Consider the following 13,553-nt stretch of genomic DNA (forward strand, 5'->3'; position numbering starts at 1 on the left):
GAAAAGTTCACCCCCCATTGCGTCTGCGCCGCGATTCGTAATGAATCCGGCGACTCATGGCAATCCCAATCATGCGTTAAGCCCGTGAATCGGGGCTGTAAGGGGATTGAAGGGCCTGTTCCGAACGGCCATTGACGCATATAAAGATTTCTTTATATGATCCTGTCATGAGCGCAGCGATCGACATTTTCCGGGCATTGGGCGACCCGACGCGGCTGCGCATCATCTATCTGCTGCGCGCCATGGAACTGGCGGTGGGCGAGATCGCGCAGGTCGTCGGTCAAAGCCAGCCGCGCGTGTCGCGCCATGTCCGTATCCTGGCCGAAGCCGGTCTGGTCGAGCGGCGCAAGGAAGGCAATTGGGTTTTTCTGCGGCTGGGCAAAGAGGCTGAAATCGCGCCTTTCCTGACCCTGTTCGACCAGCTTGTGCCGTCGGAGAGCGAGGATTTGTGGCAGAAGGCCGATCTGGCCCGGCTGGCGGCCGTGCGGGCCGACCGGGCGCAGGCGGCGGAAAGCTATTTTGCCGAACATGCCGAGCTATGGGACGCGATCCGATCGCTCCACGTGCCTGAGGGCGATGTGGAGGCGGCGATGACGGTGCTGTTGGGGCGAGAGCCGATCGGGCATCTGCTCGACATCGGCACCGGCACTGGGCGCATGATCGAACTGTTCGGCCCGTCGGCGGACCAGGTGACGGCGCTGGACCGCAGCCCCGACATGTTGCGGCTGGCGCGGGCCAAGCTGCCGCACGATGCGGGCGACAAATATGCGCTGGTGCTGGGCGATTTCGGCGCGCTGCCGCTGGAGCCGGGCAGCGTCGACACGGTGGTGCTGCATCAGGTGCTGCATTATGCGCAGGCGCCCGAGGCGGTGATTGCCGAGGCGGCGCGGGTGACGAGCGCGGGCGGCCGGGTGTTGATCGCGGATTTCGCGGCGCATGAACGGGAAGAGCTGCGGCTGCGCGATCAGCATGCGCGTCTGGGCTTTTCCGACGGGCAGATCGAAAGCTGGTTCGCGGATGCGGGCCTGGAACTGGAGCGGGTGGAGGTGCTGCCCGGCCAGGAACTGACGGTGCAATTATGGCTGGGACGGCGCCGGGGTGCGCGCGTGCTGCCAATCGAAGGACGACTTTCCGCATGACCTTGAGCTTTCCCTCCGTCGAAGAGGCCACGCGGGCTTGGCAAGCGCCGCTCTATGCCGATCTGACGGGAGACATTAATGTGAGCTTCGAATTCTTCCCGCCCAAGACGGAGAAGATGGAGGAGCAGCTCTGGTCCGCGATCCAGACGCTCACGCCGCTGGCGCCGAAATTCGTGTCGGTGACTTACGGCGCAGGTGGGTCGACGCGGGAGCGGACGCATAACACGGTGGCGCGGATCGCGAAGGAGACGCCCCTGTCGGCGGCGGCGCACCTGACCTGCGTGGCGGCGAGCAAGGGTGAGATTGACGAGGTGATCGACGCCTATTGGGAAGCGGGCGTGCGGCATATCGTCGCCCTGCGCGGCGATCCGCCCGAAGCAGGCGCGAAGTTCGAGCCGCATCCGGACGGTTACAAGGGCGCGGCGGAGCTGGTCGAGGGGCTGGTGAAGCGCCATCCGTTCGAGATTTCGGTGGCGGCTTATCCGGAAACCCATCCTGATGCCTTGAGCGCGCAGAGCGACATCGACAATTTGAAGCGCAAGCTGGATGCGGGCGCGACGCGGGCGATCACGCAATTTTTCTTCGAGCCGGACACCTTCTTCCGCTTCCGGGATACGGTGGCGGCGGCGGGGATCGATGCAGAGATCATCCCCGGCATCATGCCGGTCAGCAATTTCGCGGCGGTCCAGCGTATGTCGGCCATGTGCAACACCGATGTGCCGGGCTGGATGGGCAAGCTGTTCGAGGGGTTGGACGACCTGCCCGCCGCGCGGCAGCTCGTGTCCGCGACGCTGGCGGCGGAGCTGTGCCGCAAGCTCTATGCAGGCGGGGTGCGCGACTTTCATTTCTATACGCTCAACCGGGCGGAACTGAGCTATGCGATTTGCCATCTGCTGGGCTTAAGGCCCGCCACATTGGAGAAGACGGCATGACCGCCGAAGCACGTTTTCGCGCCGTTGCGGCGGAAAAGATCATGATCTTCGACGGCGGCTACGGCACGTCGATCCAGAAACATGGGCTGAGCGAGGCGGATTATCGCGGGTCGCTCGATTTGGCGAAGGATCAGAAGGGGAATAATGACCTGCTCTGCCTGACGCGACCGGACATCGTCGAAGGCATCCACACCGCCTATCTCGACGCCGGGGCGGACATGATCGAGACGAACACCTTCTCCTCCACGAAGATCGCCATGGCGGACTATGGCTGCGAGCATCTGGTGCGGGAGATCAACATCGCCGCTGCCCGGATCGCCCGCAAGGCCTGCGAGGCGGCGAGCGCGAAGGATGGACGGCCGCGCTTCGTGGCGGGGTCGATCGGGCCGACGAACAAGACGCTGTCGATCTCGCCTGATGTGAACGACCCGGCCTATCGCGAGGTCGATTACGATACGCTCAAGGCCGACTATCGCGAGCAATGCGATGCGCTGATCGAGGGCGGGGTGGATTTCCTGCTGGTCGAGACCTGCTTCGACACGTTGAATGCCAAGGCGGCAGGCATGGCGGCGCGGGAGGCCGAGGCGGCGGCGGGGCGGCCTGTGCCGCTGATGCTGAGCTTCACCATCACCGACATGTCGGGGCGCAACCTGTCCGGGCATACGATCAACGCCTTCTGGTATTCGCTGCGGCATCTGAAGCCGCTGACCATCGGGGTGAACTGCGCGTTCGGGGCGGATTTGCTGCGGCCTTATCTCAGCGAACTGGCGAAGAATGCCGATACGCTGATTCTGGCCTATCCCAATGCGGGGCTGCCCAATGAGCTGGGGCAATATGATGAGCTGCCCGAGACCACGGCTTCGCTGATCCGCCAGTGGGTGGATGAGGGGCTGGTGAATATGGTCGGCGGCTGCTGCGGCACCACGCCCGCGCATATCGGCGCGGTGGCGAAGGCGCTGGCCGGGCACAAGCCGCGCCAGGTGCCGGAGCTGCCGGTGGTGACGCGCTTGGCGGGGCTGGAGCCCATGCACATCGCGGCGTAAGATTATTCCCTCTCCCCGCAGGCGGGAGGGGGGCAGGGGGTGGGCCGGTCCAGGCGCTGCTCCAATAAAGCCCACCCCCAACCCCTCCCGCGTGCGGGAGGGGAGTGAGAATTGAAATGACCAAGACCTCCACCGCCACTTTCGTCAATATCGGTGAGCGCACCAACGTCACCGGTTCGGCCAAGTTCAAGAAGCTGATCATGGCGGGCGACTATGCCGCGGCCATCGACATCGCCCGCGATCAGGTGGAGAACGGCGCGCAGATCGTCGACGTCAACATGGACGAAGGCCTGCTCGACGCCGTGGAGGCGATGACGACCTTCCTCAAGCTCATGACCTCCGAGCCGGACATCAGCCGCGTGCCGGTGATGATCGACAGCTCCAAATGGGAGGTGATCGAGGCGGGGCTGAAATGCGTCAGCGGCAAGCCCGTCGTGAACTCGATCAGCATGAAAGAAGGCGAAGAAGCCTTCCTGCATCACGCCCGGCTCTGCATGGCTTATGGCGCGGCAGTGGTCGTCATGGCCTTCGACGAGACCGGTCAGGCGGACACGAAGGAGCGCAAGGTCGAGATTTGCGAACGCGCCTACAAGCTGCTGATGACCATCGGCTTCCCGCCGGAGGATATCATCTTCGACCCCAATATCTTCGCTGTCGCCACGGGGATCGAGGAGCACAACAATTACGGCGTCGACTTCATCGAGGCCTGCCGCGAGATCAAGGCGCGCTGCCCGCATGTCCATATTTCGGGCGGGCTGTCGAACTTCAGCTTCTCCTTCCGCGGCAATGAGCCGGTGCGGCGGGCGATGCATTCGGTCTTCCTCTACCACGCCATCCCGGCGGGGCTGGACATGGCCATCGTCAATGCGGGGCAGCTCGACGTCTATGACGCCATCGACCCGGCGCTGCGCAAGGCGTGCGAGGATGTGCTGCTGAACAGCGATCCCGAAGCCGGGGATCGCCTCGTCGCGCTGGCCGAGAGCTTCAAGGGCAAGGATGCGGCGTCGGAAAAGGCGGCGCAGGAATGGCGCGGCTGGCCGGTCGCCAAGCGGCTGGAGCATGCGCTGGTCAAGGGCATCGACATGTATGTGGTCGAGGATACGGAGGAAGCCCGCCTCGCCGCCGCCAAACCCATCGAGGTGATCGAAGGCCCGCTGATGGACGGCATGAATGTCGTGGGCGACCTGTTCGGCGCGGGTAAGATGTTCCTGCCGCAGGTGGTGAAATCCGCCCGTGTCATGAAGAAGGCGGTGGCGCATCTGCTGCCCTTCATCGAGGCCTCGAAGGAGCCGGGCGCCAAGGGCAAGGGCAAGATCATAATGGCGACGGTCAAGGGCGACGTCCACGACATCGGCAAGAATATCGTCGGCGTCGTGCTCCAGTGCAACGGCTTCGAGGTGATCGACATGGGCGTGATGGTGCCCTGGCAGGACATCATCAAGGCCGCGAACGATCATGATGCCGACATGATCGGGCTTTCGGGCCTCATCACCCCCTCGCTGGACGAGATGGTGACGGTGGCGGTCGAGATGCAGCGCGCCGACATGACCATGCCGCTGCTGATCGGCGGCGCGACGACCTCTAAGGTGCATACGGCGCTGCGCATCGATCCGGCGTTCAAGGGGCCGGTGGTGCATGTGCTGGACGCCAGCCGCGCCGTCGGCGTGGCGACAGCTCTGGTGTCGGAGACGCAGAAGGCCGATTTCGTCGCCAAGACGAAGGATGATTATGAGCATGTCCGCAAGGCGCGCGAGGGCAAGGGGCAGAGCAAGCTGCTGTCCATCGAGGAAGCCCGCGACAATGCCTTCGAGATTGACGAGAGCCTGAAGCCCGGCAAGCCGCGCCTGCCCGGCGTCCATCGCTTCCCGGACTGGGATTTGAAGGACCTGCGCAACTATATCGACTGGACGCCCTTCTTCCGCGCTTGGGAATTGGCGGGCAATTATCCGGCGATCTTGCAGGATGAGGTGGTGGGCGAGAGCGCGACCAGCCTGTTCAGCGATGCGCAGGCGATGCTCGACCGCATCGTCAACGAGAAATGGCTGACCGCGCGCGGCGTGTGTGGTCTGTGGCCCTGCCGCCGGGAGGGTGACGACATCATCGTCCATGTCGAGGATGAGAAGCATGTGACCTTGCCGATGCTGCGTCAGCAGATCGCCAAGCGGGAAGGGCGGGCCAATATGTGCCTGGCCGACTTCATCAGCCATGATGGCGACTGGATGGGCGGTTTCGCCGTGTCGATCCATGGCATTGAGCCGCATCTGGCGCGTTTCAAGAACGCCATCGATGACTATTCGGATATTTTGCTGAAGGCGTTGGCGGATCGTCTGGCGGAAGCCTTTGCCGAGCGGCTGCACCATTATGTGCGGACGGCGCTCTGGGGTTATGCCGAGGGCGAGCAGCTCACCAATGAGGCGCTGATCAAGGAGCAATATCGCGGCATCCGGCCGGCGCCGGGCTATCCGGCCTGTCCGGAGCATAGTTTGAAGCCGCTGCTGTTCGACATGCTCGATGCCCATCATGCGACCGGAATCACGCTGACGGAGAGTTTTGCGATGCTGCCGACGGCGGCGGTCAGCGGCTTTTATTTCGGGCACCCGCAGGCCGAATATTTCGGCGTGGCGCGGGTCGGGCGGGACCAGTTGGAGGATTATGCCCAGCGGCGCGGGGTCGACTTGGAGACGGCCGAGCGGTGGTTGCGGCCGAATTTGGACTAACGCCCGACCTTATGAACAGCGTGTTCCTGCGGAGGCAGGAACCCAGTTCTGTCGTTTGATTGTCATGGCAACGTTAGGACTGGGCTCCTGCCTTCGCAGGAGCACGGTGGTTAGCTAATCACCGCGCCTCGTGGTTGGCCGCGACCGCCTTCGCCACGGCCTGCATCAATTGCCAGCGCGTCGGGATCGGTTCGGTCGTGCTGCCGATCATCACCGCGACGGCATAGCTGGTGCCGTCGGGCGCGGTCATGATGCCGATGTCGTTGAACCCGGTCGACCGCGCGCCCAGTTCCTGCCCGGTGCCGGTCTTGTGCAGATAATGCCACCCCGCCGGCACGCCGCCCTTGATCCGCTGCGGCCCGGTTTTCGCCTCGCTCATGATCGACATCAGCAGTTGCGAAGAGGCGGGGGAGAGCATGTCGTTCTGCTTGAGCTTCGCCAGCGCCTGCACGATCGAGGAGGGCGCTGCGCCGTCCGGCGGGCTGGCGAGATAATTGTCCAGCGCCTTCTGCCGCACCGACAGGGGCAGCTTGGCGCGGGCGGCGTAGAAATTGCGGCCGATCGAATAATCCTGGCGCCAGTCCAGTCCTGCCGTCGTCGATTGCAGCAGCCGCTCGCCCGGACCGAAGCGGATATCCTTGATGTACCGTCGCGCCAGATAACTCCGCACCGCATCCGGCCCGCCGACGGCGCGCAGCAGCGTATCGTTGGCGGTATTGTCGCTCTGCGTCATGGCGCGGCGCATCAGGTCGGAATAGGTGGTGGTCCATCCCGCATTGCCGACCAGCGCGGCGGTGGGCTGGTGGAAGAGGGTCAGGTCCTTCTTCGTGATCGTCGTGCTGTCGCTGAGGCGGATCTTGCCCCGGTCGACCGCGTCGAGGAAGGCCATCGACACCCAGAGCTTCGACACGCTCTGCTGCGGGAAGAGCAGGTTGCCGTTCCAGGCGACGGTCCAGTCGCTGCCGACGCGGCGCACGGCGATGCCGACCTTGCCGTTGAAGCTTTGGCCGAGATTGCGGACCACGCTGACCAGCGCGGGGGGCGGCGTCTCCCGCTGGTCGACATTCAGCGTTTCGAAGGATTTGGGCGGATTGGCCACCGGCTTGATCGGGAAGGTCGCCGTGGTCGGCTGCGGCCGCTGCTGAACCGCCGCATAGGGTTGTTGCGGCGCGCTGACGCAGGCCGAAAGCGCCGCCATCAACAGGACAAGACGAACCGAGCCGCTATTGCCGCCGCCATTTGGGCGCTTGCCGCGCCCTCCCTTCGAAATGGTCATCAAAATCCCCGCACTCTCCTTTCGCATTAGGGTTCAGACCCGCGCCGGGTGACAAGAATCATGCGACGAACGATTCCACAAATGCGATGTAAGGAGGCTGAACGGGGCGCGCCTTAACTCAGTTGAGGTTCAGGCGATGGGCTGCAAGAAGGCGCGCATGACGCGAGCGATGAACAGACGAACTATGATGCGGGCCATGATGCAGGGCGCCGCCGCCCTGCTGGCGGGCGGCGTGCTGGCGCCGGAAGCCTGGGCGGCGCCCTTCGCCTCCCGCCGGATCGCGGTGACAACGCGCGGGGCCGGGCGCGACGTCGTGTTGATCGCGGGGCTGGCGAGCGGGCCGGGACTGTGGAACGGGGTGGTCGGCGCGCTGCCCGGCTATCGCTGGCATCTGGTGCATGTGCGGGGCTTTGCGGGTCTTGCCGCGGACGCCAACGCCAGCGGGCCGCTGGTCCAGCCGCTGGCGGATGAGATCGCCCGCTATATCGCGGCGGCGGGGTTGGATCGGCCTGCGATCATCGGCCACAGCATGGGCGGCACGCTGGCGATGATGCTGGGTTTGAAGGGGCTGGCCGGGCGGCTGATGGTGGTCGACATGCTGCCCGAAGGGGCGGCGATGGTTGGCGGCACGGCGCAGGGCATGGGCTTCCTGGCCGATCAACTGGGGCAATATTTCACCGGGACCAAGGCGGGACGCGCCTATCTGGCGCAGATGCTGGCGGAAATGCCGGGTGCGCGGGGCAGCGATCCGGACGTCATCGCCAATGCGCTGCGCGATCTCGCCAATGTCGACCTGGGGCCGCAACTGTCGCGGCTGACCGCGCCGATGGAGGTGGTCTATGCCGTGGGCGGCGACGCGGCGCAGGCGGGCGAGATCGGCCGCACCTTCCGCGCCGCCTATGCCGCCAAGCGCGGCGTCCGGCTGGTGCCCATCGGCCCCAGCGGCCATGTGGTGATGGCGGACCAGCCGGCGCGCTTCAATGCGGTGCTGGGCGATTTTCTGAAGACGGTTTGACGCCGATCAAAGGCCGGGCGGCGTAGCGGATGTAAAAGCAATGCGACGCGTGTCTTCGCGTCACTCCCTCCCTCTTATGGCGCAGCGCCATGGACCGCTGCGCCAGCTTTTTTGCGTCAGGGGGCCAGCACCGTGTCGACGGCTTGCGGCAGCATGTCGGGATAGTCGAGCGTATAGTGCAGGCCTCGGCTTTCCTTGCGATGCAGGGCGGATCGGACGACGAGGCGCGCGACTTCCAGCAGGTTGCGCAATTCGATCAGGTCCGGCGTCACGCGGAAATTGCCGTAATATTCGTCCACTTCCTTGGCCAGCAGGTCGATGCGGTGCTGGGCCCGCTCCAGCCGCTTGGTGGTGCGGACGATGCCGACATAATCCCACATGAAGCGGCGGATTTCCTTCCAATTATGCTGGACGATGACCTCTTCGTCCGAATCGGTGACGCGGCTTTCGTCCCAGGGGCGGATCGGCGGCGGCGCGGGCAGCTCGTCCCAATGGGCGCGGATGTGCCGGGCGGCCGCTTCCCCGAAGACGAAGCATTCGAGCAGGGAGTTGGAGGCGAGGCGGTTGGCGCCGTGCAGGCCGCTTTCCGTGACTTCGCCAGCGGCATAAAGGCCGGGCAGGTCGGTGCGGCCGTCGAGATCGATCACCACCCCGCCGCAGGTATAATGTTGCGCCGGGACGACGGGGATCGGTTCCTTGGTGATGTCGATGTCCAGGTCCAGCAGCCGCGCATAGATGGTCGGGAAATGGGTGCGCACGAATTCCGGCGGCTTGTGGCTGATGTCGAGATGGACATAGTCGAGGCCAAGGCGCTTGATCTCATGGTCGATGGCGCGGGCCACCACGTCGCGGGGGGCGAGTTCGGCCCGTTCGTCGAAGCGGGGCATGAAGCGCTCGCCGCCGCCGGGCACGCCGGGGGGGAGCTTCAAATGCCCGCCTTCGCCGCGAACGGCTTCGGTGACGAGGAAATTCTTGACCTCCAGATTGTAGAGGCAGGTCGGGTGGAACTGGTTCATCTCCATGTTGGAGACGCGGCAGCCCGCGCGCCAGGCCATGGCGATGCCGTCGCCGGTCGCTCCCCTGGGCGCGGTCGAGAAGAGATAGGTGCGCCCCGCGCCGCCGGTGCAGAGGATGGTCGCCCGGCCCAATATGGCGTCGACATGATCGGTCCGCTTGTTGAAGGCGTAGACGCCCCAGACATGGCCATCGCCCGAATATTTCTCGCCATGGCGGCTGGTGATGAGGTCGAGCGCGACCATGTCTTCCAGCAGCGTGATGTTCGGATTGGCGCGGGCGGCCTTGAGGAGAGCGACCTGGACGGCATGGCCGGTGGCGTCGTCGACATGGACGATGCGGCGGTGGCTGTGCCCGCCCTCGCGGGTCAGGTGCCAGCGCTCTCCGAATTCCTCGCCGCCCCCCTCTTCATTGGGATTGAAGGGCACGCCCAGTTCCGCGAGCCGCTCGATGGCGGCGGGGGCTTCGGAGACGACGAATTCGACGGTGCTGCGATCGTTGAGGCCGCCGCCCGCGACCATCGTGTCCTCGATATGCGCCTCGAAACTGTCACCTGCGTCGAGTACGGCGGCAATGCCGCCCTGCGCCCAATTGGTGGAGCCGCCATCAAGCGCGCCCTTGGCCAGCACCACGACCTTGCGATCCTGCGCGAGGTTGATGGCGGCTGTCAGCCCCGCCGCGCCGGAGCCGATGATGACGACGTCATAGGTGGTGGTGGGCATGGACTTACTCGCTCCCCTCCCGCAGGCGGGAGGGGTTGGGGGTGGGCAATTGCGCCAGCATGGCCGCAATGCGCGACAGCACGCCTTCAAGATTCCCTATCACGTCGGCATTCTGAAAGCGCAAGACGGTAAAGCCCTGTTGGCGGCAATAAGCGTCACGCTTCGCATCATATTCAGCGCTGTTGTCATGACTGGTGCCGTCGAGTTCGATGATGAGCTTGGCGTCGCGGCAGAGGAAATCCGCGAAATAGGGACCGAGCGGCATCTGGCGGCTGAATTTATGGCCGTTGAGCTGGCGATTGCGGAGGCGCTGCCAGAGGAGCCGTTCCGGTGGGGAAGATTCGTTGCGGAGGGACTTGGCCCTGGCCGTGTTTCTGCTTCTGAAAGGTCGCGCCAGCCCACCCCCCGGCCCCCTCCCGCTTGCGGGAGGGGGAGAAGTGTCCGCTTCCCTCACGCCGCCGCTGTCAGGTTGAGGAACACGTCCTCCAGATCAGGATCGCGCGTCACCACATCGACTATCGCCAGCCCGCTCGCCTGCACGGCGCTCAGCACTTGGCCCGCATTGGCGCGGTTCTTCATATAGGTAATCGTCAGCGTGCGCTCGTCCGACAGTTCGATCTTTTCGAAGCTGGGATCGGCGGGGGGCGTCACCACATCGCGGTCGACCGTTACCTGCACGACCTTCTCCTGCGCCATGGCGATCAGCTCGCGGGTCGGCTTGTCGGTGATGACCTTGCCATGGTTGATGATGCCGATGCGGTCGCACAGCTCCTCGGCTTCTTCGAGATAGTGCGTGGTGAGAACGATGGTCACGCCCTGCCGGTTCAACTCCCGCACATAGGCCCAGAGCTGCTGGCGAAGCTGTACGTCGACCCCGGCGGTCGGTTCGTCCAGCACCAGGATCGGCGGGCTGTGCACCATCGCCTTCGCCACCAGCAGCCGGCGCTTCATGCCGCCCGACAGGGTCCGGGCATAGGCGTTGGCCTTATCCTCCAGATGCACGGCGCGCAGCAATTCCATCGAGCGGCGGCGGTCCTTGGGCACGCCATAATAGCCCGCCTGATTCTCCAGCGTCTCGAACGGGGTGAAGAAGGGATCGAAGACGATCTCCTGCGGCACGATGCCGATGCTGTTCTTGGCGTTGCGGGGGTTCTGGTCGATGTCGAAGCCCCAGATTTTCGCGCTGCCGCTGGTCTTGTTCACCAGCCCCGCGAGGATGTTGATCGTCGTCGACTTGCCCGCGCCGTTGGGACCAAGCAGCCCGTAAATCTGGCCGCGCGGGATTGAGAGGTTGATATTGTCGAGCGCTTTCTTGCCGCCCTTATAAACCTTGGTGAGATTGGTGATCTCGATGGCGGCTTGCGGGGTGGGGGAGGGGGCGGTGTCGGTCATGGCTGCCTATTTGGTGGGGAACAGCGGAAAATTAAAGCACCTGTAAAGGCGATGCAGCTTCAAAACTCGTCCGCAGCGTCTATCAGGGTTGTGAGCTTCCTCGGCGCCACCTCCCTCCAACTGCGTTCCAGCCGCTCGCTGATCTGGTCCCAGTCCGTATCGCCCAGATCGACGCGGATTCCGACCCAGCCGTCCCCGAAATAAGCGGGGCGGTAATAGCGGGCGGGATCGCTTTCGATCAGCATCGCCTGTTCTTCCGGCGCGGTCGTCTTGACCAGCACGGCGACGATGCCGTCGCCATGATGATCCTGGGTGAAATAGGCGAATTTCTTGCCCTTTTCGATGCCGAAGCAGGGCATGCCGTGGGACGTCACTTCATTTGCCTGCGGCAAGGCGAGGGCGCGCTCGCGGACCTTGTTCAGCAGCCATTCCGGCTGGCGCTCGCGGGTGACGAAATCGGCAAGCGTGCGGGAATAGAGCTGATGCTCCGCCATCAATATGCGCGCGGCCAGGCTGTCGGCGGTGTCGCCGGGCAGGATCGCGACCTCGGTCTGGCCCAGCACCGGGCCGTCGTCCAGCTCGGCGGTGACGACATGGACCGAGCAGCCTGCATGGCTATCGCCCGCGTCCAGAGCCTTTTGGTGGGTGTCGAGCCCCTTATATTTGGGCAGCAGGCTGGGGTGGATGTTGAGCATCCGATCTTCCCAGCCCGCGACGAACTCCGGCGAGAGCAGGCGCATATAGCCCGCCAGCGCGACATATTCGGCGCCCGCCTTGCGAAGCTGCGCGTCGATGATGGCGTCGAACTCGGCGCGCTTCAGGCCCTTGTGGCTGTGCGCGAAGGTCGCGATGCCCTCGGCGGCGGCGAGGGTCAGGCCCGGCGCTTCGGGGTCGTTGGCGGCGACCAGCACCAGCTCATAGGGGCAGGACGGATGCTTGGCGGCGTAGAGCAACGCCGCCATGTTCGAGCCGCGCCCGGAAATCAGAACGCCGACCTTTGCTTTTGGCATAAGGAGAACTCCCCTCCCGCTTGCGGGAGGGGTCGGGGGAGGGCCTGTTAGGCCGACCCGGTGACATGCCCTCCCCTAACCCCTCCCGCAAGCGGGAGGGGAACTATGAGATTTATCCCAGATGCGTCGCAGTCCAGTCGGCCTTGGCGCTCCACGTTTCCTGCGAGCCCTTGACCGTGCAGCCCTTCTCCCCGCTTTCCACGACGCCGACGCGGACGACGGTTTCGCCCGCCGCTTCCAGTTCGGCCGCCACCGCGTCCGCCGCATCCGCGTCGACCGCCAGCACCATGCCGACGCCGCAGTTGAAGGTGCGCGCCATCTCCTCCGGCTCGATATTCCCCTGCGCCTGGAGGAAGGCCATCAGCCGGGGCTGCTCCCATCCATCGGCGTCGACCACCGCATGGCAGCCTTCGGGCAGCACGCGCGGGATATTCTCCAGCAGGCCGCCGCCGGTTATGTGGGCCAGCGCATTGATCTTGCCGCCGCGCACCAGCGGCAGCAGCGATTTCACATAGATGCGCGTCGGCGCCATCAGCGCGTCGATCAGCAGCACCTCATTGTCGAAGATCGCCGGACGATCGAGCTTCCAGCCCTTGTCGGCGGCGAGGCGGCGGACCAGCGAGAAACCGTTCGAATGCACGCCCGAGGAGGTGAGGCCCAGCAGCACGTCGCCCGCCTTCACCTTGTTACCGGTCAGCGCCTTGCTGCGCTCCACCGCGCCGACGCAGAAACCGGCAAGGTCATAGTCGCCCGCTGCGTACATGCCCGGCATTTCGGCGGTTTCGCCGCCGATCAGCGCGCAGCCGGCTTGCTTGCAGCCTTCCGCGATGCCCGCGATGACGCGCTCGGCAACGCCGCTCTCCAGCTTGCCGGTGGCGTAATAGTCGAGGAAGAAAAGTGGCTCGGCGCCCTGTACGATCAGGTCGTTGGCGCACATGGCGACCAGGTCGATGCCCACGCCGTCATGGGCGTTGTGGTCGATGGCGAGCTTCAGCTTGGTGCCGACGCCGTCATTGGCCGCGACCAGCAGCGGGTCGTCATAGCCCGCCGCCTTCAGGTCGAAGAAACCGCCAAAGCCCCCCAGTTCCGCATCGGCGCCGGGGCGGCGGGTGGCCTTGGCAAGCGGGGCGATGGCGCGGACCAGCGCATTGCCCGCGGCGATGTCGACGCCAGCCTTGGCGTAGCTGTAGGATTCGGTGTCGCTCATGGCCGTGGCTCCTAGATCAATAGGAAGGAAAACGGAACGGGAAATGGGTTGGCGCTTGGCAGGGCAAGCAAATCCCGCCAAAAGGA

11 protein-coding genes are annotated in these 13,553 nt (G+C 64.8%); 5 read left to right on the forward strand and 6 right to left on the reverse strand.

Going from position 1 to position 13,553, the window contains the following annotated elements; all coding sequences use genetic code 11:
* Window positions 1–167: 167 nt before the first annotated feature.
* The 4 genes from HUK72_RS15410 to metH all read left to right on the forward strand — a co-directional run bounded on the left by HUK72_RS15410 (window position 168) and on the right by metH (window position 5,831).
* Complete coding sequence (locus HUK72_RS15410; RefSeq protein WP_176597501.1) at window positions 168–1,139, forward strand: metalloregulator ArsR/SmtB family transcription factor; 972 nt, start codon at window positions 168–170, stop codon at window positions 1,137–1,139.
* Complete coding sequence (gene metF / locus HUK72_RS15415; RefSeq protein WP_176597502.1) at window positions 1,136–2,071, forward strand: methylenetetrahydrofolate reductase; 936 nt, start codon at window positions 1,136–1,138, stop codon at window positions 2,069–2,071. Before HUK72_RS15410 ends, metF begins: the two co-directional genes overlap by 4 nt.
* On the forward strand, window positions 2,068–3,114 hold the full coding sequence (locus tag HUK72_RS15420) for a homocysteine S-methyltransferase family protein (protein ID WP_176597503.1): 1,047 nt from the start codon (window positions 2,068–2,070) through the stop codon (window positions 3,112–3,114). Before metF ends, HUK72_RS15420 begins: the two co-directional genes overlap by 4 nt.
* Window positions 3,115–3,230: 116 nt before the next feature.
* Window positions 3,231–5,831 carry a methionine synthase gene (metH, locus tag HUK72_RS15425; RefSeq protein WP_176597504.1) on the forward strand — a complete coding sequence of 867 codons (2,601 nt, stop codon included), beginning with the start codon at window positions 3,231–3,233 and terminating at the stop codon, window positions 5,829–5,831.
* Window positions 5,832–5,949: 118 nt separating this feature from the next.
* On the opposite strand, the gene HUK72_RS15430 is transcribed toward metH, so the two are convergent.
* Window positions 5,950–7,107, reverse strand: coding sequence for a serine hydrolase (locus HUK72_RS15430; protein ID WP_176597505.1), 1,158 nt, complete (start codon window positions 7,105–7,107; stop codon window positions 5,950–5,952).
* 169 nt (window positions 7,108–7,276) lie between these two features.
* Here HUK72_RS15430 and HUK72_RS15435 point away from each other — a divergent pair, with 169 nt between their 5' ends.
* Entirely contained in the window at window positions 7,277–8,122 is an 846-nt protein-coding gene (locus HUK72_RS15435) for an alpha/beta fold hydrolase (protein WP_255325742.1), read from the forward strand.
* A 116-nt stretch (window positions 8,123–8,238) separates the two neighbouring features.
* On the opposite strand, the gene nadB is transcribed toward HUK72_RS15435, so the two are convergent.
* From nadB to purM, 5 genes are all read right to left on the reverse strand, one after another.
* On the reverse strand, window positions 8,239–9,858 hold the full coding sequence (nadB, locus tag HUK72_RS15440) for an L-aspartate oxidase (protein WP_176597507.1): 1,620 nt from the start codon (window positions 9,856–9,858) through the stop codon (window positions 8,239–8,241).
* Window positions 9,859–9,862: 4 nt separating this feature from the next.
* Window positions 9,863–10,312: an endonuclease domain-containing protein gene (locus tag HUK72_RS15445; RefSeq protein WP_336950504.1), complete on the reverse strand. Its 450-nt coding sequence runs from the start codon at window positions 10,310–10,312 to the stop codon at window positions 9,863–9,865.
* Window positions 10,309–11,250 carry an ABC transporter ATP-binding protein gene (locus tag HUK72_RS15450; protein ID WP_176597508.1) on the reverse strand — a complete coding sequence of 314 codons (942 nt, stop codon included), beginning with the start codon at window positions 11,248–11,250 and terminating at the stop codon, window positions 10,309–10,311. The genes HUK72_RS15445 and HUK72_RS15450 overlap by 4 nt, the downstream gene beginning before the upstream one ends.
* A 59-nt stretch (window positions 11,251–11,309) precedes the next feature.
* Window positions 11,310–12,260 carry a phosphoribosylglycinamide formyltransferase gene (gene purN / locus HUK72_RS15455; RefSeq protein ID WP_176597509.1) on the reverse strand — a complete coding sequence of 317 codons (951 nt, stop codon included), beginning with the start codon at window positions 12,258–12,260 and terminating at the stop codon, window positions 11,310–11,312.
* Between the two features lie 112 nt (window positions 12,261–12,372).
* Complete coding sequence (gene purM, locus HUK72_RS15460) at window positions 12,373–13,467, reverse strand: phosphoribosylformylglycinamidine cyclo-ligase (RefSeq protein ID WP_176597510.1); 1,095 nt, start codon at window positions 13,465–13,467, stop codon at window positions 12,373–12,375.
* Window positions 13,468–13,553 lie beyond the last annotated feature (86 nt).

The sequence above is a fragment of the Sphingobium sp. 15-1 genome, from assembly GCF_013375535.1.
GTDB classification, from domain to species: Bacteria; Pseudomonadota; Alphaproteobacteria; order Sphingomonadales; family Sphingomonadaceae; genus Sphingobium; species Sphingobium aromaticivastans.

What these genes read in the sequence shown, in the direction of transcription:
- HUK72_RS15410 (WP_176597501.1), top strand. Translation starts at nt 168, where the DNA reads ATGAGCGCAGCGATCGACATTTTCCGGGCATTGGGCGACCCGACGCGG.
- metF (WP_176597502.1), top strand. Translation starts at nt 1,136, where the DNA reads ATGACCTTGAGCTTTCCCTCCGTCGAAGAGGCCACGCGGGCTTGGCAA.
- HUK72_RS15420 (WP_176597503.1), top strand. Translation starts at nt 2,068, where the DNA reads ATGACCGCCGAAGCACGTTTTCGCGCCGTTGCGGCGGAAAAGATCATG.
- metH (WP_176597504.1), top strand. Translation starts at nt 3,231, where the DNA reads ATGACCAAGACCTCCACCGCCACTTTCGTCAATATCGGTGAGCGCACC.
- HUK72_RS15430 (WP_176597505.1), bottom strand. Translation starts at nt 7,107, where the DNA reads ATGACCATTTCGAAGGGAGGGCGCGGCAAGCGCCCAAATGGCGGCGGC.
- HUK72_RS15435 (WP_255325742.1), top strand. Translation starts at nt 7,277, where the DNA reads ATGAACAGACGAACTATGATGCGGGCCATGATGCAGGGCGCCGCCGCC.
- nadB (WP_176597507.1), bottom strand. Translation starts at nt 9,858, where the DNA reads ATGCCCACCACCACCTATGACGTCGTCATCATCGGCTCCGGCGCGGCG.
- HUK72_RS15450 (WP_176597508.1), bottom strand. Translation starts at nt 11,250, where the DNA reads ATGACCGACACCGCCCCCTCCCCCACCCCGCAAGCCGCCATCGAGATC.
- purN (WP_176597509.1), bottom strand. Translation starts at nt 12,260, where the DNA reads ATGCCAAAAGCAAAGGTCGGCGTTCTGATTTCCGGGCGCGGCTCGAAC.
- purM (WP_176597510.1), bottom strand. Translation starts at nt 13,467, where the DNA reads ATGAGCGACACCGAATCCTACAGCTACGCCAAGGCTGGCGTCGACATC.